The organism is Mycobacterium sp. Marseille-P9652, from assembly GCF_902652685.1.
Lineage (GTDB): Bacteria > Actinomycetota > Actinomycetes > Mycobacteriales > Mycobacteriaceae > Mycobacterium.
Genome location: NZ_CACRUY010000076.1, coordinates 1 through 16,962, shown reverse-complemented (window position 1 = coordinate 16,962; position 16,962 = coordinate 1). Strand labels below are relative to the sequence as shown.

At 72.1% G+C, this 16,962-nt stretch carries 18 protein-coding genes; 12 read left to right on the top strand and 6 right to left on the bottom strand.

The genetic code is table 11. The annotated features are described in order from the left end of the window. Together GPY60_RS24445 and GPY60_RS24440 are read right to left on the bottom strand one after the other, a co-directional pair. On the bottom strand, positions 1 to 813 hold an 813-nt coding region (locus tag GPY60_RS24445; protein ID WP_156690279.1), incomplete at its 3' end, for an o-succinylbenzoate synthase. Next, the gene (locus GPY60_RS24440) at positions 810 to 2,414 is read right to left on the bottom strand and encodes an amidohydrolase (RefSeq protein ID WP_156690278.1); all 1,605 of its coding nucleotides are present in this window, start codon (positions 2,412 to 2,414) and stop codon (positions 810 to 812) included. The genes GPY60_RS24445 and GPY60_RS24440, both read right to left, overlap by 4 nt. Before the next feature lie 67 nt (positions 2,415 to 2,481). Between GPY60_RS24440 and fadD8 the strand changes: the two genes are divergently transcribed. Continuing rightward, positions 2,482 to 4,083 (top strand): fatty-acid--CoA ligase FadD8, encoded by a 1,602-nt coding sequence (fadD8, locus tag GPY60_RS24435; protein ID WP_156690277.1) that lies wholly within the window; start codon positions 2,482 to 2,484, stop codon positions 4,081 to 4,083. A 71-nt stretch (positions 4,084 to 4,154) separates the two neighbouring features. On the opposite strand, the gene GPY60_RS24430 is transcribed toward fadD8, so the two are convergent. Beyond that, a complete protein-coding gene (locus tag GPY60_RS24430) occupies positions 4,155 to 4,700 on the bottom strand; it encodes a TetR/AcrR family transcriptional regulator (RefSeq protein ID WP_156690276.1) in 546 nt (181 codons plus the stop codon). 86 nt (positions 4,701 to 4,786) lie between these two features. On the opposite strand from GPY60_RS24430, the gene GPY60_RS24425 reads away from it, so the two are divergent. The 10 genes from GPY60_RS24425 to GPY60_RS24380 all read left to right on the top strand — a co-directional run bounded on the left by GPY60_RS24425 (position 4,787) and on the right by GPY60_RS24380 (position 12,952). Further along, positions 4,787 to 5,707 carry an aldo/keto reductase gene (locus GPY60_RS24425; RefSeq protein ID WP_156690275.1) on the top strand — a complete coding sequence of 307 codons (921 nt, stop codon included), beginning with the start codon at positions 4,787 to 4,789 and terminating at the stop codon, positions 5,705 to 5,707. Between the two features lie 11 nt (positions 5,708 to 5,718). Further along, on the top strand, positions 5,719 to 6,183 hold the full coding sequence (locus GPY60_RS24420) for a nitroreductase family deazaflavin-dependent oxidoreductase (protein ID WP_156690274.1): 465 nt from the start codon (positions 5,719 to 5,721) through the stop codon (positions 6,181 to 6,183). Further along, positions 6,180 to 7,082: a 1,4-dihydroxy-2-naphthoyl-CoA synthase gene (locus GPY60_RS24415; protein ID WP_156690273.1), complete on the top strand. Its 903-nt coding sequence runs from the start codon at positions 6,180 to 6,182 to the stop codon at positions 7,080 to 7,082. Before GPY60_RS24420 ends, GPY60_RS24415 begins: the two co-directional genes overlap by 4 nt. Before the next feature lie 24 nt (positions 7,083 to 7,106). Continuing rightward, positions 7,107 to 8,003: an SDR family oxidoreductase gene (locus tag GPY60_RS24410; protein ID WP_156690272.1), complete on the top strand. Its 897-nt coding sequence runs from the start codon at positions 7,107 to 7,109 to the stop codon at positions 8,001 to 8,003. Positions 8,004 to 8,067: 64 nt separating this feature from the next. After that, a complete protein-coding gene (locus GPY60_RS24405; RefSeq protein ID WP_156690271.1) occupies positions 8,068 to 8,475 on the top strand; it encodes a VOC family protein in 408 nt (135 codons plus the stop codon). Between the two features lie 86 nt (positions 8,476 to 8,561). Next, positions 8,562 to 9,806, top strand: a complete 1,245-nt coding sequence (locus tag GPY60_RS24400; RefSeq protein WP_156690270.1) for an inorganic phosphate transporter — start codon at positions 8,562 to 8,564, stop codon at positions 9,804 to 9,806. Further along, complete coding sequence (locus GPY60_RS24395; RefSeq protein ID WP_156690269.1) at positions 9,803 to 10,102, top strand: hypothetical protein; 300 nt, start codon at positions 9,803 to 9,805, stop codon at positions 10,100 to 10,102. The genes GPY60_RS24400 and GPY60_RS24395 overlap by 4 nt, the downstream gene beginning before the upstream one ends. A 53-nt stretch (positions 10,103 to 10,155) precedes the next feature. Next, a complete protein-coding gene (locus tag GPY60_RS24390; RefSeq protein ID WP_156690268.1) occupies positions 10,156 to 10,449 on the top strand; it encodes a DUF3349 domain-containing protein in 294 nt (97 codons plus the stop codon). A 68-nt stretch (positions 10,450 to 10,517) separates the two neighbouring features. Next, entirely contained in the window at positions 10,518 to 11,588 is a 1,071-nt protein-coding gene (gene menE, locus GPY60_RS24385; RefSeq protein WP_231639815.1) for an o-succinylbenzoate--CoA ligase, read from the top strand. 11 nt (positions 11,589 to 11,599) lie between these two features. Further along, positions 11,600 to 12,952, top strand: a complete 1,353-nt coding sequence (locus tag GPY60_RS24380; RefSeq protein ID WP_156690266.1) for a hypothetical protein — start codon at positions 11,600 to 11,602, stop codon at positions 12,950 to 12,952. Positions 12,953 to 13,044: 92 nt separating this feature from the next. Here GPY60_RS24380 and GPY60_RS24375 read toward each other — a convergent pair whose 3' ends face one another. From GPY60_RS24375 to GPY60_RS24365, 3 genes are read right to left on the bottom strand one after another with little or no spacing between them, the layout of a single operon-like run. Beyond that, a complete protein-coding gene (locus GPY60_RS24375; RefSeq protein ID WP_156690265.1) occupies positions 13,045 to 13,716 on the bottom strand; it encodes a TIGR04282 family arsenosugar biosynthesis glycosyltransferase in 672 nt (223 codons plus the stop codon). Continuing rightward, the gene (locus GPY60_RS24370) at positions 13,713 to 14,375 is read right to left on the bottom strand and encodes a glycosyltransferase family 2 protein (RefSeq protein WP_197283817.1); all 663 of its coding nucleotides are present in this window, start codon (positions 14,373 to 14,375) and stop codon (positions 13,713 to 13,715) included. The genes GPY60_RS24375 and GPY60_RS24370 overlap by 4 nt, the downstream gene beginning before the upstream one ends. Before the next feature lie 8 nt (positions 14,376 to 14,383). Next, the gene (locus tag GPY60_RS24365) at positions 14,384 to 16,219 is read right to left on the bottom strand and encodes a hypothetical protein (RefSeq protein ID WP_231639814.1); all 1,836 of its coding nucleotides are present in this window, start codon (positions 16,217 to 16,219) and stop codon (positions 14,384 to 14,386) included. Between the two features lie 367 nt (positions 16,220 to 16,586). Here GPY60_RS24365 and GPY60_RS24360 point away from each other — a divergent pair. Beyond that, positions 16,587 to 16,962: DUF7937 domain-containing protein (locus GPY60_RS24360; RefSeq protein ID WP_444850866.1), on the top strand; the 376-nt coding region annotated here is incomplete at its 3' end.

Genomic DNA, 16,962 nt, shown 5'->3' with positions numbered 1-16,962 from the left:
CACGTCCTCTATGAATAGGCGCCCGGTGCCCAGCCCGCACGCGTGGTTCAGCACCGGCAGCGCGGCCGCGGCGAGGAGTCCCTGGCCGATGCCGACGGCCGAGTCGAGCGCGCTGGACACCACGACGGGGATGTCGATCTGCGCGGCGATGTGGAGCAGGGCCGAAATCCCGCCCAGCGGAGCGACTTTGAGCACCGCGACGTCGGCGGCGCCCGCGCGGACCACCGCGAGCGGGTCGTCGGCCTTGCGGATGCTCTCGTCGGCGGCGATCAAAACGTCGGTGCGCGTGCGTAACTCGGCGAGTTCGGGGACGGTGGCGCAGGGTTGCTCGAGGTATTCCAGTGGCCCGTCGGCGGTCAGGGCCCGGGCGGCCCGCGCCGCCTCGTCGACGCTCCAGGCGCCGTTGGCGTCCACCCGCACCGTCGGCACCCGCTCGCGCACGGCGTTGACCCGGGCCACGTCGTCGGCCAGGGTCTGCCCCGGCTCGGCGACCTTCACCTTGGCCGTCCGCGCCCCGGGGAACCGGGCCAGCACGTCGGGGACGTCGGCCGCGGCGACCGCGGGGACGGTGGCGTTGATCGGGATGCGGTCGCGCCGCAGCGGGGGCGGCTCGCGGTAGGCGGCCTCGATGCCGGCGGCGAGCCAGTGCGCGGCCTCCGGCGGCTCGTACTCGAGAAACGCCCCAAACTCCCCCCAGCCCGTGGGCCCCTCGATCAGCGCCACCTCGCGGGTGGTGATGCCGCGGAAGCGAACCCGCATCGGCAGTGCGACGACGTGCAGGCGGTCGAGAAGGTCCTCTACGGGGGGAGTCACTCGCCGAAGACCCGGCGGCCCGCCAGGTATGTCGCGCGAACGTCGAGGTCGGCGATGTCCTCGGGCGGCACGGTCCGCGGGTCGGCCGACAGCACCACCATGTCCGCGTACTTGCCCACCTCGAGCGAGCCGATGGCGTCGTCGGAGAACAGCTGCCAGGCGGCGTCGATGGTCTGCGCGCGGATCGCCTGCTCGACGGTCAGCCGCTCCTCGGGACCCAGCACCCGCCCGCTCGGCGCAGTGCGGGTCACGGCCACGCTGATGTTGCGCAGCGGCTCCTCGGGCGTGACCGGCGGGTCGTTGTGCAGCGAGATGCGCATGCCGGTGGCGACCGCGGAACCCGCTGGCATCCAACGGGATCCGCGGTCGGGCCCGAACAGGCCGTCGACGATGACGTCGCCCCAGTAGTGAATCTGGTCGACGAAGATGCTGCACGTGACGCCGAGCGCGGCGGCCCTTTGCAACTGGTCGGGGCGGATGGCGCCGACGTGTTCGAGCCGCAGCCGGTGGTCGGGGCGCGGATTGCGTTGCAGCGCTTCCTCGTACACGTCGAGGATGGTGTCGACCCCGGCGTCGCCCTGCACGTGGCAGGCCATCGGCCAGCCCCGCGGGTAGTAGGCGCCGACGATCTCGGTCAGCTGCTCCTTGGTGTAGTTGGCGTGCCCGCAGGAACCGGGCGGCACCCCGATGGTGCGGCTGGCGTCGGTGTCCAGGTAGGGGAAGGTCAGGGCGATGTTGCCGACCCACGGCGAGCCGTCCACCCAGATCTTGATGCCGACCTGGCGCAGCATGTCGTCGCCCTGGCCGGGGGTGGCGTCGCTGCGCATCTGCGGATTGGAGATCTCGTAGGTGCGCAGCCGGACGGTCAGCTCGGCGCTCAGCTTCTCGACCATCGGCCGGAACGCCGGGTCGAACGCCATCTCGGAGCAGGTGGTCAGGCCCGCCCGGTTGAGCCGGGCGCATTCGGCGCGCAGCAGCTCCGGGTAGTTGCCGGGCTCGATGGCGCCGGCCAGCAGCGGGAAGACGGCCCCGGTCTCCTCGGCGGTGCCGTCGAGCTCGCCGCCCGCGTCGCGGCCGAAGCGGGCGCCCTTGGGGTCCGGGGTGTCGCGGGTGAGCCCGGCGCGGCGGGCCGCGTGCGAATTGAAGAACGCCTTGTGCCCGGAGTTGTGGATGATGACCAACGGCCCGTCGGGGGCGACATCGTCGAGCCAGTCGAGGCTGGGCTGCGGCAGCCCGGCCTGCAGCAGCGGGTCCCAGCCGTTGAGGTACGCGCCGGCGTCGCCCCGCTTGGCGACCTCGCCGCGCACGGCGGCCACGACGTCGTCCGCTTCGGGGATGGTGACGGGCCGGATGTCGACGATCCGGTCCGACAGCGCGAGCGCCTCCATCAGCGGATGTCCGTGCGCCTCAATGAATCCCGGCATGACGCAGCCGTCGCCGACGTCGACCGTCTCGGTTCCGGGGCCGATGTGCGCCTCGATGTCTTGGCGGGTCCCGACGGCGACGATGCGGCCGCCGGCGACGGCGAGCGCCTCGGCCGTGGGCCGCTTCTCGTCGACGGTCAGGATGGTTCCGGTGAGGACGAGATCGGCCGCTGCCATGGGTGCAAACCCTAGTCCCCCGCAGGGGGTGGCTGACGCAAACTGCAACACGTTCTAGTCTGGCAACATGAGTGACGAGCTGTTGCGCCATCCCATTCATTCCGGACACCTGACGGTCGGCGCGCTCAAGCGCAACAAGGACAAGCCGGTGCTGTATCTCGGCGACACCACGCTGACCGGCGGTCAGCTCGCCGAGCGCATCAGCCAGTACATCCAGGCGTTCGAGGCGCTCGGGGCGGGCACCGGCGCGACCGTCGGGTTGCTGTCGCTGAACCGGCCCGAGGTGCTGATGATCATCGGCGCCGGCCAGACGCAGGGCTACCGGCGGGTGGCGCTGCACCCCCTGGGCTCGCTCGACGACCACGCCTACGTCCTGAACGACGCGGGCGTGACGTCGCTGATCATCGACCCCAACCCGATGTTCGTCGAGCGGGCGCAGGGCCTGCTGGAGAAGGTGCCCGGCCTCAAGCAGATCCTGACCATCGGGCCGGTCCCCGAAGCGCTCAGCGAATCCGCGGTGGACCTGGTGGCCGAGGCCGCGAAGTACGCGCCGAAGCCGTTGGTGGCGGCCGAACTTCCGCCCGACCACATCGGCGGCATGGCCTACACCGGCGGCACCACCGGCAAGCCCAAGGGCGTGCTGGGGACCGCGCAGTCGATCACCACGATGACCACGATCCAGCTCGCCGAGTGGGAGTGGCCGGAGAACCCGCGCTTTCTGATGTGCACCCCGCTGTCGCACGCCGGGGCGGCGTTCTTCGTGCCGACCATCATCAAGGGCGGCGAGCTGATCGTGCTGACCAAGTTCGACCCGGCCGAGGTGCTGCGGGTGATCGAGGAACAGCAGATCACCGCCACCATGCTGGTGCCGTCGATGATCTACGCGCTGATGGACCACCCGGATTCGCACACCCGCGACCTGTCCTCGCTGGAGACCGTCTATTACGGCGCCTCGGCGATGAACCCGGTGCGGCTGGCCGAGGCCATCCGCCGCTTCGGGCCGATCTTCGCCCAGTACTACGGCCAGTCCGAAGCCCCGATGGTGATCTCGTATCTGGCGAAGAAGGACCACGACGAGAAGCGGCTCACCTCCTGCGGCCGGCCCACGCTCTTCGCCCGCACCGCGCTGCTGGACGCCGACGGCAACCCGGTGCCGCAGGGCGAGGTCGGCGAGATCTGCGTGTCCGGGCCGCTTCTGAGCGGCGGCTACTGGAACCTGCCGGAGGAGACGGCCAAGACGTTCAAGGACGGCTGGCTGCACACCGGTGACATGGCCCGGGAGGACGAGGACGGCTTCTGGTTCATCGTCGACCGGGTCAAGGACATGATCGTCACCGGCGGGTTCAACGTGTTCCCGCGCGAGGTCGAGGACGTCGTCGCCGAGCACCCGGCCGTCGCGCAGGTGTGCGTGATCGGCACGCCGGACGAGAAGTGGGGCGAGGCCGTCACCGCGGTGATCGTGCTACGGCCCGACCATCCCTCCGACGAGGAGTCGGTGGCGCGGGTGACCGTCGAAATCCAGGCCGCGGTCAAGGAGCGCAAGGGCTCGGTGCAGTCGCCCAAGCAGGTGATCGTCGTCGAGTCGGTGCCGGTGACCGCGCTGGGCAAGCCCGACAAGAAGGCCGTGCGGGCGCGGTTCTGGGAGGGCGCCGGCCGGGCCGTCGGCTGAGTTTGTGTCGCCGAACGTCACGCTGGCGTGGCGCTGGGCGTCCGCGGTCACTCTGGCGTGACGCTCGGCGATCAGGGCGCCGTCATGCCCGCCACCAGCAGGTCGAGCATGCGGTCGCGCTGCTCCGGCGAGCCGCTGGCCAGGAAGATGCCGATCAGGCTCGACACCACATCGTCGGCACGCACGTCGGCGCGCAGGCTGCCGTCGTCGGCGCCCGCCCGCAGCAGCTGGTCGACGGCGCCGACGATGCTGTCGCGCGTTTGGCTGGGCCGCATGGCACCGGAGTCGAACATCGCGTGCAGCGACTCGGCCATCCCGCGCTTGGCGGCCACGAAGCCCGCGTAGCGGTCCATCCAGTGGCGCAGCGCCACCTCCGGCGGATGCCGCTCGAGTAGCTGTCCGGCGGCCGCGGCCACCTCCGCGAGCTCGGCGCGGTAGACCGCCTCCACCAGGGCCTCGCGGGTCGGGAAGTGGCGGTAGAGCGTGCCGATCCCGACGCCGGCGTCGCGCGCGACGGACTCGAGCGACACGGGGCCGCCCCGCGAGAACGCCGCGGTCGCCGCGCCCAGCAGCTTCTGGCGGTTGCGGCGCGCGTCGGATCGGCTCGGTTCGGCCAAAGCGGAGGATCCTCCGTTTCTCTGCTAGGCTTCGGTTCAAGCGGAGGGACCTCCGCATTTTCTCCAGTGTCTCAGACGGGAGCATCATGACCGACAAACCACGGCCCGGCGGCACCGCCAGCCTGGGCGCATACCCGGTCGCCCGGGTCGGCTACGGCGCCATGCAGCTGTTCGAGGCCACCCCCGACGACGCGGCCGCCGTGCTGCGCCGCGCGGTCGACCTCGGCGTCAACCACATCGACACCGCGTCGTTCTACGGCCCCGGCGAGGTGAACCGCAGGATCCGCGCGGCGCTGGCGCCCTACCCCGACGACCTCGTCATCGTCAGCAAGGTCGGCGCGCGATACACCGGCGAACAACCGATACCGCTGGCCGCCGCGCAGAAGCCGGCCGAGCTACGGGCCGCCGTGGAGGACGACCTGCGTCAGCTCGGACTCGAGCGCATCCCCGTGGTGAACCTGCGGCGCATGGATCTCGGGCCCGGCGTGGCCGCCGAGGGCGACCAGGCCGTCGACCTCGACGACCAGCTCGCCGAGATGATCGCCCTGCGCGACGAGGGCAAGATCGGCGGCATCGGCGTCAGCGCCGTCCCGCTGGACGTGCTGCGCCGAGCCTTGCCCGCGGGGATCGCGTGCGTGCAGAACCCCTACAGCGTGCTCGACCGCTCGCAGGAGGAGACGCTCGACGTCTGCACCGCCGAGGGCATCGCGTGGGTGCCATACTTCCCGCTGGGGTCGTCTTTCCCGGGGTTTCCGAAGGTCGCCGACAACGCGGTGGTGGCCGACGTCGCCCGGGACCTCGGCGCCACGCCGGCGCAGGTCGGGCTGGCCTGGCTGCTGGCCCGCGCGCCGAACACGTTGCTGATCCCCGGGACTCGATCGTTGCCGCATCTCGAGGAGAACATCGGCGCCGGGGGCGTCGTGCTGGGCCCGGGCGCGCTCGAACGCCTGGACGCCGTCGCGACCGGGGAGCCGCAGCCGCTCGGGGCCGAGCCCTTCCAGAGGTAACGTCGCTGCCTATGGGAAGCGGCAAACCGATCCGGCCCCCGTGGTGGCTCAAGCCGGCCAACAAGCTCTTCATCCGAATGTCGCGGCTGGGCATCAGTTTCGGCGGGGAGAGCCCCGTGGTGTTGACCGTGCCCGGCCGCAAGTCCGGTGCGCCGCGCTCGACACCGGTGACGCCCATGACGGTCGACGGGCGGGAGTACGTCGTCGCCGGTTTCCCGGGCGCCGACTGGGTGGCCAACGTGCGCGCCGCCGGCGCGGCGACGATCGCGCGCGGCCGAAATGTCCGGAAGGTGCGAATGGCCGAGCTCTCGCCCGAGGACGCGCGGCCCATCCTGCGGGCGTTTCCCACCGAGGTCCCGACCGGCGTCGGCTTCATGAAACGGGCCGGGCTCGTCACCGACGGCCGCCCCGAGGAGTTCGAGGCGCTGGCCGGCCGGTGCGCCGTGTTCCGTCTAGACGCCTTGGAATCACGTTGAGCGACAATCCCTTTCAACCCGACCAGTGGCGCGTGGTCGACGGCTTCGGCGACCTGACCGACATCACCTATCACCGCCACGTCAGCGACGCGACGGTGCGGGTGGCGTTCGACCGGCCCGAGGTGCGCAACGCGTTCCGGCCGCACACCGTCGACGAGCTGTACCGGGTGCTCGACCACGCCCGGATGTCCCCCGACGTCGGCGTGGTGCTGCTGACCGGGAACGGGCCCTCGCCCAAGGACGGCGGGTGGGCGTTCTGCTCGGGCGGTGACCAACGCATCCGCGGGCGCAGCGGCTACCAGTACGCGTCCGGCGACACCGCCGACACCGTCGACCCCGCCCGCGCCGGGCGCCTCCACATCCTCGAGGTGCAGCGCCTGATCCGGTTCATGCCCAAGGTGGTCATCTGCCTCGTCAACGGCTGGGCCGCCGGCGGCGGACACAGCCTGCACGTGGTGTGCGATCTCACACTGGCCAGCCGCGAGCACGCCCGCTTCAAACAGACCGACGCCGACGTCGGCAGCTTCGACGGCGGCTACGGCAGCGCCTACCTCGCACGGCAGGTCGGGCAGAAGTTCGCGCGGGAGATCTTCTTCCTGGGCCGCCCGTACACCGCCGAGCAGATGCACAGCATGGGCGCGGTCAACGAGGTCGTCGACCACGCGGACCTGGAAAACGTTGCGGTGCAATGGGCTTCGGAGATCAACGCCAAGTCGCCCCAGGCCCAGCGGATGCTCAAGTTCGCCTTCAACCTGCTCGACGACGGGCTGGTGGGCCAGCAGCTCTTCGCGGGCGAGGCCACCCGCCTGGCCTACATGACCGACGAGGCGGTCGAGGGCCGCGACGCCTTCCTGGAGAAGCGGCCCCCGGACTGGAGCCGCTTCCCCCGGTACTTCTGACGGGCCCACCTAGACTCGCCCCTCGTGAGCAGAAGCCCGCTACGCCGGATCGCCGACCAATTCGTCCTGGCCACCATGCGACCGCCGGCGGCGCCGCAGGTACTGGTCAACCGGCCCGCCATCAAGCCCATCGACCTCGACGGCAAGCGCGTGCTGTTGACCGGGGCGTCGTCGGGCATCGGCGAGGCCGCGGCCGAACAGTTCGCGCGCCGGGGCGCCACCGTCGTCGCCGTCGCCCGCCGCCAGGACCTGCTGGACGCCCTCGCCGGTCGGATCACCGCGGCGGGCGGCAACGCCATGTCGGTCGCCTGTGACCTCTCCGACCTCGACGCCCTCGACAAGCTGGTGGCGGACGTCGTAGACCGCATCGGCGGCGTCGACATCCTCATCAACAACGCCGGGCGATCCATCCGCCGGCCGCTGGCCGAGTCGCTGGAACGCTGGCACGACGTCGAGCGGACGATGACGCTCAACTACTACGCCCCGCTGCGGCTCATCCGCGGGTTCGCGCCCGGCATGCTCGAGCGCGGCGACGGGCACATCATCAACGTCTCGACATGGGGCGTGCTGTCGGAGGCCTCGCCGCTGTTCGCCGTCTACAACGCCTCCAAGGCCGCGCTGTCCGCGGTCAGCCGTGTCGTCGAGACCGAGTGGGGCGGAAGGGGCGTGCACTCGACGACGCTCTACTACCCGCTGGTGGCCACCCCGATGATCGCGCCGACCAAGGCCTACGAGGGGATGCCCGCGCTGACCTCCGAGGAGGCCGGCGAGTGGATGATCACCGCGGCACGCACCCGTCCGGTGCGGATCGCGCCGCGAATGGCGATCGCGGCCAAGGCGATCGACACGTTCGGCCCGCGACTCGTCAACACCCTTCTGCAGCGGCAGCGCATCCAGCCGAACCGGGCACCCGAAGCCTGAGACGAGCGGGCCGGCGCGCGAGAGCCGGTGCGCCGCGCGCCCGTGACGTGATAGACACGACGCTATGGAGATCCTGGCCAGCCGGATGCTTCTCCGGCCGGCGGACTACGAGCGGTCGCTGAGGTTCTACCGCGACGAGATCGGCCTAGCGATAGCACGCGAATACGGCGCGGGCACAGTGTTTTTCGCCGGCCAATCGCTGCTGGAGCTGGCCGGCTTCGGCTCCCCCGACCACTCGCGCGGGCCGTTCCCCGGCGCGCTGTGGCTTCAGGTCCGCGACGTCGAGGCGACGCAGGCAGAGCTGGAGGGCCGGGGGGTGCCGATCGCCCGCGAGGCGCGCCGCGAACCGTGGGGGCTGCACGAGATGCACGTGACCGACCCCGACGGCGTCACACTGATCTTCATCCAAATCCCTCCGGAACATCCGTTGCGTCGCGATACCCGCGATGAACTCGACGGAACGCCCGGTTAATGGCGGAGTAACATTCGGCGACGAGCCTCGTTTCCCCTCCCCGTGCATTCGACAATGGATCGCCCCTACCACGAGAATCAGGCACTGTGAACATAGACTTGTTCCTCTTGATCATTGTCGTAATCACGGCACTCGCCTTCGATTTCACGAACGGCTTCCACGACACCGGCAACGCGATGGCGACATCCATCGCCAGTGGGGCGCTGAAGCCCAAGGCGGCGGTCGCGCTGTCCGCGGTGCTGAACCTCGTCGGCGCGTTCATGTCCACCGCCGTCGCGGCGACCATCGCCAAGGGTCTGATCGACGGCCACATCGTGACCCTGGAACTGGTGTTCGCCGGCTTGGTCGGCGGCATCGTGTGGAACCTGCTGACCTGGCTGCTCGGCATCCCGTCGAGCTCTTCGCACGCGCTCATCGGCGGCATCGTCGGCGCCACGATCGCCGCGGTCGGCGGGCACGGTGTGATTTGGAAGGGCCTGGTGTCCAAGGTCCTCATCCCGGCCGTCGTCGCCGCCATCCTGGCCATCGTGGTCGGCGCCATCGCGACCTGGCTCGTCTACCGGGTCACCCGGGGCCTCGACAGCAGCCGCACCGAGGCGGGATTCCGCTACGGCCAGTGGGGCTCGGCCTCGCTGGTGTCGCTGGCCCACGGCACCGGTGACGCCCAGAAGACGATGGGCATCATCTTCCTGGCGTTGATGTCGTACGGGTCGCTCAGCAAGAGCACCACGGCGCCGCCGCTGTGGGTGATCGGGGCGTGCGCGCTGGCGATGGCGGCGGGCACCTACCTGGGCGGGTGGCGCATCATCCGCACCCTCGGCAAGGGACTGGTGGAGATCAAGTCGCCGCAGGGCATGGCCGCCGAATCCTCCTCGGCCGCAGTCATTTTGCTGTCGACCCACTTCGGCTACGCACTGTCCACGACCCAGGTCTGCACGGGTTCGGTGCTGGGCAGCGGGCTGGGCAAGCCGGGCGGCGAGGTGCGCTGGGGCGTGGCCGGCCGGATGGTCGTCGCCTGGCTGGTCACCCTGCCCCTGGCGGGGCTGGTCGGGGCCGTCACGTACTGGATCGTGCACCTGATCGGCGGATACCCGGGCGCGATCATCGGGTTCGGCCTCCTGGTCGCCGTCGCCACCCTGATCTACATCCGGTCGCGGAAGGTCAAGGTCGACCACAACAACGTCAACGCCGAATGGGAAGGCAGCCTCACCGCCGGCCTGGAGGGTGACAACAAGCCGCCCTCGGATACCGGCCCCACCGCCGGCACCGGGTTGACCCCCCGCCGAGCCGGATCCGAAGGTGACACCGTGACCGCGGGGAACCCCTCATGAGCCAGTTCAGCGAGTGGTTCAACTACCAGGCCTCCCTGAAGATCCTGGTCTTCAGCATGCTGGCCGGCGCGGCCCTGCCCGGACTCTTCGCGCTGGGGCTCCGCTTCCACGCCGTCGGCAGCGGGGAGGTCGCGGCGGACGGCAGCCGGCCCGAAAAGAATCCCGCGCTGCTCGCCGTCTCCTGGCTGATCTACGCCGTGGTGATCGCCGTCATCCTCTTCGCGCTGCTCTACGTCTCCCGCGACTTCGTCGCGCACCAGACGGGCCAGGCCTTCCTCGGAGCCAAGCCGAAGTAGCATCGGAAGATGCCCACCCACCAGCCGAACCGATGCCCGGGGGGGTCGCCGTCGTGAACGGATTTCTCAGCTCGATCGTCTCGTGGTTGCGCGCCGGTTACCCGGAGGGCATTCCGCCGACCGACACCTTCCCGGTGCTCGCCCTCTTGACCCGCCGGCTGAGCCACGACGAGGTCATCGCCGTCGCCCACGAGCTCATGCAGCGCGGCGACTTCGACGACGTCGACATCGGCGTCCTGATCACCCAGATCACCGACGAGTTGCCGTCCACGGAGGACGTGGAGCGGGTCCGCGAACGATTGGCCGCCAAGGGCTGGCCGTTCGACGACGCCGGGGACCGCGCATAGCGGTTCTGCGCGCCCTCTGCGTGCGACCGGGTTCGGCCGTCCCGTCCCTGCTGCCCGCCCTGGAGCGGGTGCTCGACGGCCGGGACACCGCGCTGGTCCCGCTGGCCCCCGACGACGACGCCGCGCTGGGGGCGCTGCGCGTCGGGGAGGACATCGACGACGACGTCGCCCTGGTCGCCACGACGTCGGGGACGACGGGAACCCCGAAGGGCGCGCTCCTGACCGCCGCCGCCCTGACGGCCAGCGCGGCGGCCACCCACGACCGCCTCGGCGGCCCGGGCACCTGGCTGCTGGCGTTGCCGCCGCATCACATCGCCGGGGTGCAGGTGCTGGTGCGCAGCGCACTGGCCGGCACGATCCCCGTCGAGCTGGACGTCTCGGCCGGCTTCGACGTCGCCGAATTGCCTTCCGCCGTCCAGCGATTGGGGCCCGGCCGGCGCTACACGTCACTCGTCGCCGCCCAACTGGCCAAGGCGCTCACCGACCCCGCGGCGGCCGGCGCGCTCGCGGCCCTGGACGCCGTCCTCCTCGGCGGCGGCCCCGCGCCGCGACCGGTCCTCGAGGCGGCCGCCGCGGCGGGCATCACGGCGGTGCGCACCTACGGGATGAGCGAGACCGCGGGCGGCTGCGTCTACGACGGCGTCCCGCTCGACGGGGTTCGGATTCGAATCGACCCGGACGGGCGGATCGTCCTCGGCGGTGCGACGCTGGCCAAGGGCTACCGCAACCCGGTCGACCCGGACCCGTTCGCCGAGTCCGGCTGGTTCCGCACCGGCGACCTCGGAACGCTCGACGCGGCCGGGACGCTGACCGTGTTGGGCCGGGCCGACGACGCGATCAGCACCGGCGGCCTGACGGTGCTGCCCCAGCTCGTCGAGGCCGTGCTGGCCACCCACCCGGCAGTAGCCGACTGCGCGGTCTTCGGCGTCGCCGACGACCGGCTGGGCCAACGGGTGGCGGCCGCGATCGTGGTGAACGACGAGGCGCCGACGCTGGAGGAGTTGCGGTCGCACGTGGCACGCAGGCTGCCCGCGACCGCCGCGCCGCGCGAGGTCCACATCGTCGAGGAGCTGCCGCGCCGGGGCATCGGCAAGGTCGACCGCAAGGCGCTGGCGCGCCGGTTCGCCGGCGATCAATAGGCTGGTCCCTCGTGAGGACGGCGCGGCGGGAGTTGGCGGCCGCCGCGGTCGGGATCGTCCTGGTGGCGGCCGCGTTCGTGCTGCCGCACCTGAGCTGGGGTGTGCGGCCGCGGACGGACATCGGACCGGAGCCGCTCGCCACCAACGCCGGCTCCCCGCCGATCTTCGGGGCGTGGGAGGTGCACGCCAGCTGGGGCACCGGGCCCGCCATCCTGATCGCGGTGGCGGCCGTCATCTGGGGGCCGGGCGTGGCGCGCCGGCTGCCGTGGCGCGCGCTGACGCTGGGCACGTGGGGCACCGCGTGCGCGTGGGCGTTCGCGCTGGCGATGATCGACGGCTGGCAGCGCGGCTTCGCCGGGCGGCTGACGACCCGCGACGAATACGTGTGGCAGGTGCCGACCATCACCGACATCCCGGCCACGCTGCGCACCTTCTCCAGCCGCATCCTCGACTACCAGCCGAACTCGTGGACCACGCACGTCTCCGGGCATCCACCCGGCGCGGTGCTGACGTTCGTCTGGCTGGACCGCATCGGGCTGCACGGCGGTGCGTGGGCCGGGCTGTTCTGCCTGCTGGTGGGGTCGAGCGCCGCGGCGGCCGTGGTGATCGCCGTGCGCGCACTGGCCGACGAACCGACCGCGCGGCGGGCCGCGCCGTTCCTGGCGGTGGCGCCGACGGCGATCTGGGTCGCGGTGTCCGCGGACGGATACTTCGCCGGGGTGGCGGCCTGGGGACTCGCGCTGCTGGCCCTGGCCGTGCACCGGCCGGTCCGCTTCCCCGCCCTGGCCGCCGCGGGGGCCGGGCTACTGCTGGGCTGGGCGGTGTTCTTGAGCTACGGCCTGATCCTGCTCGGCCTCCCGGCCGCGGCGGTGTTGGCGTCGGCCCGCGACTGGCGGGCGGCCCTGCGCGCGCTGGGGCCCGCGACGCTGGCCGCGCTGTCGGTGGCCGTGACCTTCGCCGTGGCCGGGTTCTACTGGTTCGACGGCTATGACCTTGTGCAGCAACGCTATTGGCAGGGAATCGCCAAGGACCGGCCGTTCCCCTATTGGGTGTGGGCGAACCTGGCCTGCGTCGTCTGCGCGATCGGGTTGGGCAGCGTCGTCGGGCTCACCCGCGTGTTCGACCGGGCCGCGATCCGCCGCCGCTCGGGCTTTTACCTGGTGCTCCTGGCGATGCTGGCCGCCATCGCCTGCGCCGACCTGAGCATGCTGAGTAAGGCCGAGGTCGAACGGATCTGGCTGCCGTTCACGGTCTGGCTCACCGCGGCGCCGGCCCTGCTGCCGGTGCGCTCGCACCGGCTATGGCTCGCGGTCAACGCCGCCGGGGCCCTGCTGCTGAACACCGTCATCGTGACGCACTGGTGAGTCGCCGAGATCGAGCCCGCGTGCATGGCGCCGACCCTGAACAGAGCGCGTGATTTCGGCCGTTTCTTCGCTGTGGCTGCAGTCTCGACGTACTACAGCCCGGCCGCGCGGGTGACCCGCGCGAACCGGCTGCCGGGCGGGCAGGCGTCCCGCACCGTAGCGACGTCGTCGACGACGTCGACGTCGGCCAGCGGTGGCACGGCGCTCACACGAATGCCCTTGTCGCGCAACACCTTCAGGGTCATTTCGCCCGTGTCGGGGCGCGACATGGGGACCGCTCGCAGGCATTCGGCCATCGCCGGCGCCGCCACCCCCAGCACCCACCACCCGCCGTCGCGCGCCATGCCCAGCACGGCCGGCGCGCCCAGCAGTTCGCGCGCGCAGTCGGAAAACAGGTCGGCAGTCACCTGCGGGGTGTCCATGCCGATCTGCAGCACCGGCTGGCCGGGACGGCCGTCGAAGGCGTCGGCGTGGGCGTTGGCGAGCCGGTCGGCGAAGCCGTCACCGCGCTGCGGGATGACCGCGAACGACTCGAGCCGCCGCCGGATCTCGTCGGCGGAGGCGGCGGCGTCCAGGTCGCCGGTGAGCGCGACCACCCGCGCGGCCACCGGCGCGGCGGCCACCGCGTCGAGCGTGTCGAGCAGCGCGGCGGCCGCGATCTCCGCTGCAACCCGCTCGCCGACCGTCGCGGCCAGCCTCGTCTTGGCCTTGCCGGGCTCCGGCGCCTTCGCGACCACCAGCGCGGTCACCGGCAGCACGGTCACGAGATCACCTTCCAGAAGTCGAGGATCGCGGTGATGCTGCCGCGCAGCGAACCGCTGACCTTCGACTTGCCGCCGGTGCGGGGACCGTAGCTGACGTCGAGTTCCACCACCCGCCACCCGGCGGCGGCGGCCCGCACCAGCAGCTCCAGGGGATAGCCGGACCGCCGGTCGGCGACGCCCAGGTTCAGCAGCGCCTCACGGCGGGCGACCCGCATCGGCGCGACGTCGTGCACGGGCAGCCCGTGGCGGGTGCGCAGCCGCCAGCTCATCACCACGGTGCCGACGCGCGCCACCCACGGCCACTGCAGCCCCGGCACCGGCCGCCGGCGGCCGGTCACCAGGTCGGCGCCGCGGTCCAACTCGCCGACCAGCCGGGGCAGGTCGGCGGGATCCATCGAGCCGTCGGCGTCGATGACCGCCACCACCGGCGTGGTCGCGGCGAGCACGCCCGCGTGCACCGCCGAGCCGTACCCGGCCCGCGGCTCGAAGACGACGGCCGCGCCGTGCCGGGCCGCGACGGCGGCGGTGCCGTCGGTGCTGTTGTTGTCGACCACCAGTGCCCGGTAGCCGCCGGGAATGGCGGCCAGCACCCCCGGCAGCGACTCCTCCTCGTTGAGGCACGGCAGCACGACCGTGACCCGATCGTCCGGTTCGGGCATCGGTCGGGTCAGAACCCGAACCCGTGGTGGCCGCCACCGGTTCCGCTGCCGCCGGTTCCGCCGCCACCGGTGCTTCCGCCGCCGGTGCCACCTCCGCCCGTGTGCGGCTGCTGCGGGACCACCGGCTGCTGCGGGGTCACCGGCGCCTGGGTGTGGGTCTGCGGCGGCACCGTCTGCTGCTGCGTCTGGGTGTGCGTCGGCGGCGGCGAGTACGTGGTGGGCGGCGGCGAGTAGGACGTGGTCGGCGGCGCCGCCTGCGTCGTCGTCGGTGGGGCGTACGACGTGGTCGGCGGCGAGTACGACGTGGTCGGCGGCGAATACGTCGTGGTCGGCGCGGCCGTGGTCGTGGGCGGCGCGACCGTGGTGGTCGGCGGCGCGACGGTGGTCGTCGGCGGCGCGACCGAGGTGGTCGGCGGCGTAACCGAGGTCGTGGGCGGCGCGACCGACGTCGTCGGCGGCGACACGGTGGTCGTCGGCGGCGTGTACGGCGGGTACGGGTTGTAGGGGTTGTACGGATACGGCGGACGCCAGCCCGGGAACGGCACGATGACCGGCACGGGGATCGGCATGTCCGGGTTCGGCACGAAGCCGGGGGTGCCCGGCGTCTCGGGTCCGACGGGGGCGGCAGGCGTCCCGTTCACCACGGGCGGGGCGACCTGTTGCGGAACGCTCGGCGCGGGGATGGTGCCCCCCTGGTAGCCGGCGTTGGGCGTGTCGATCGGGGGCGCCGGCACCGGCGCCTGCTGCTGCGTCGGGAGCAGCGGCATGAACTTGCCCGGGGCGGCGTTCTGGTGCCCCACCACGGGCTGCGTGGCCGCGGTCGGCCGGATGGCGATCGCTACCGCCGCGGCCAGCGAGGCGAAGCCGATGACCGCGAACGCGATGACGGCGTTGCCGATCAGCAGCGAGCGCCGGCTCAGCCGCGCCTGCTCGCTATCGACCCCGTCGGCCTCGTCCAATTCGTCGTAGCCGGCCAGGTCGTCGTAGTCGTCCGCCCCGAACGGCTCGCCCTCGCCGGCCATCGAGTAGGCCAGCTGCTGGTCCGAGGCGGCGGGGTCGGCCGCCGGCGCGAAGGCCGTCTCGTCGCCGGTCAGCCCGGCCGCGGGCGCCATCGTCGTCGCGTCGCCGGCCAGCCCGGCCGCGGGCGCCATCGCCGTCGCGTCGCCGAGCGCCGGGGCCAGCGCGGTCGCGTCCCCGGCGGGCGCCCCCTCGGGGGCAGCGGCCAGCGCGGCGCCGCGGGCCAGCGCGAAGGTGGGGTCCTCGGGGATTTCCACCCGCATCGTCGAGGCGCCGCGCAGCTGGTCGGCGACGGCGGCCAGGTCCGGCGAGGCGCCCACCACGTAGAGGTCGCCGGAGGCGTCCGGCAGGCGGGCCATCATCGTGTCGAGCGCGCCGGTCGCGTCGCCGGCGGCCAGCGGCTGACTGGCGAGCATGGTCGGGGGCGCGTCGGTGTCGCCCGCGGGGCCGCCGACCACCGACAGCGTCGCCGTCTCGTCGTCCACCACGAGCACGCCGCCGGCGCGCCCCGCCGCCCGCATCAACGCGGTGGCGGCCTGCGACTCGGACAGGACCGCGACGTTGTGCACGCCGGAGTCCTCGAGGGCGCGCCGCAACTGGTCGGCCTGTTGACCGTCGGGCCAGATCACCCGGGTGGCCACCAGCCGGTGCGCTTCGTCGGCCAGAAGGCGGTTGGTGCCCACCACGGTCTCGGTCAGCTTGTCGATCGGGTGGTTGTCCAGGTTGACGACGGATTGATCGATCACGTCAGCGCCCCGCGCGCCCGCCCCCACCAGCGCCAAGCGTGCAACGGGGCCGGTGACCGCAACCCCGAGAACGACGTCCATCGCTGCTCTCCTTCGGCTGGCTAACCCCACCACCAGCAATGTCGCGGCATCACTACACTGCGATACCGTTGGCAGTATGCATTCGGACGATGAGGATCGGCTGTGAAAGCCGCCTGACGGAGCAACCGCACGCTACCTACCGATGCCGTCTCGTCCGAACGGAGATTATGTTCCCAAGCAAGCAACGCACTCGGCGCGGCAGGGGGTTCCCCCGACCGGGATCAGACGTTGCACCGCCACCACCCGTTCTCGACACCGTGGGGGAATAGTGAGCCTGAGCAGCGACGACGCCCCGACCGGCCCCATCGCGGGGCGGCCCCAGCAAACGCGCGAGGCGGCGACGGCGCGCATTCCGGCTGCCGGCGTCGTGCCCGCCCGGCGGTGGGACCGCGTCGTCGACCTGACGGCCGTCGCCCTGCTCGTGATCGCCCTTTTCCTCCCGTGGAACCTCTACTTCGGCGTCGGGATCCCCGGCAGCCGGATGGAACTGTTCGTGGCGCTGCTCGTGGTGACGCTGCTGTCGGTCGCCTCGGTGGCCGTCGCCGGATCCTGGCGGTCGGGCCAGGAGCGCCCGGGCCGGCTGCGCCTGGCGCTCAACGTCCCGTATGTGCTGCTGGTGCTGGCCTTCGTCGTCTTCGACGTGGTCGAGACCGTCCGGTTCGGCGGCAGCGTCGACGTGCCCGGAGGCGTCGGGCCCGGGGCGTGGGTGGGGCTCGCCGGCGCGGTGCTGCCGAGCCCCACCC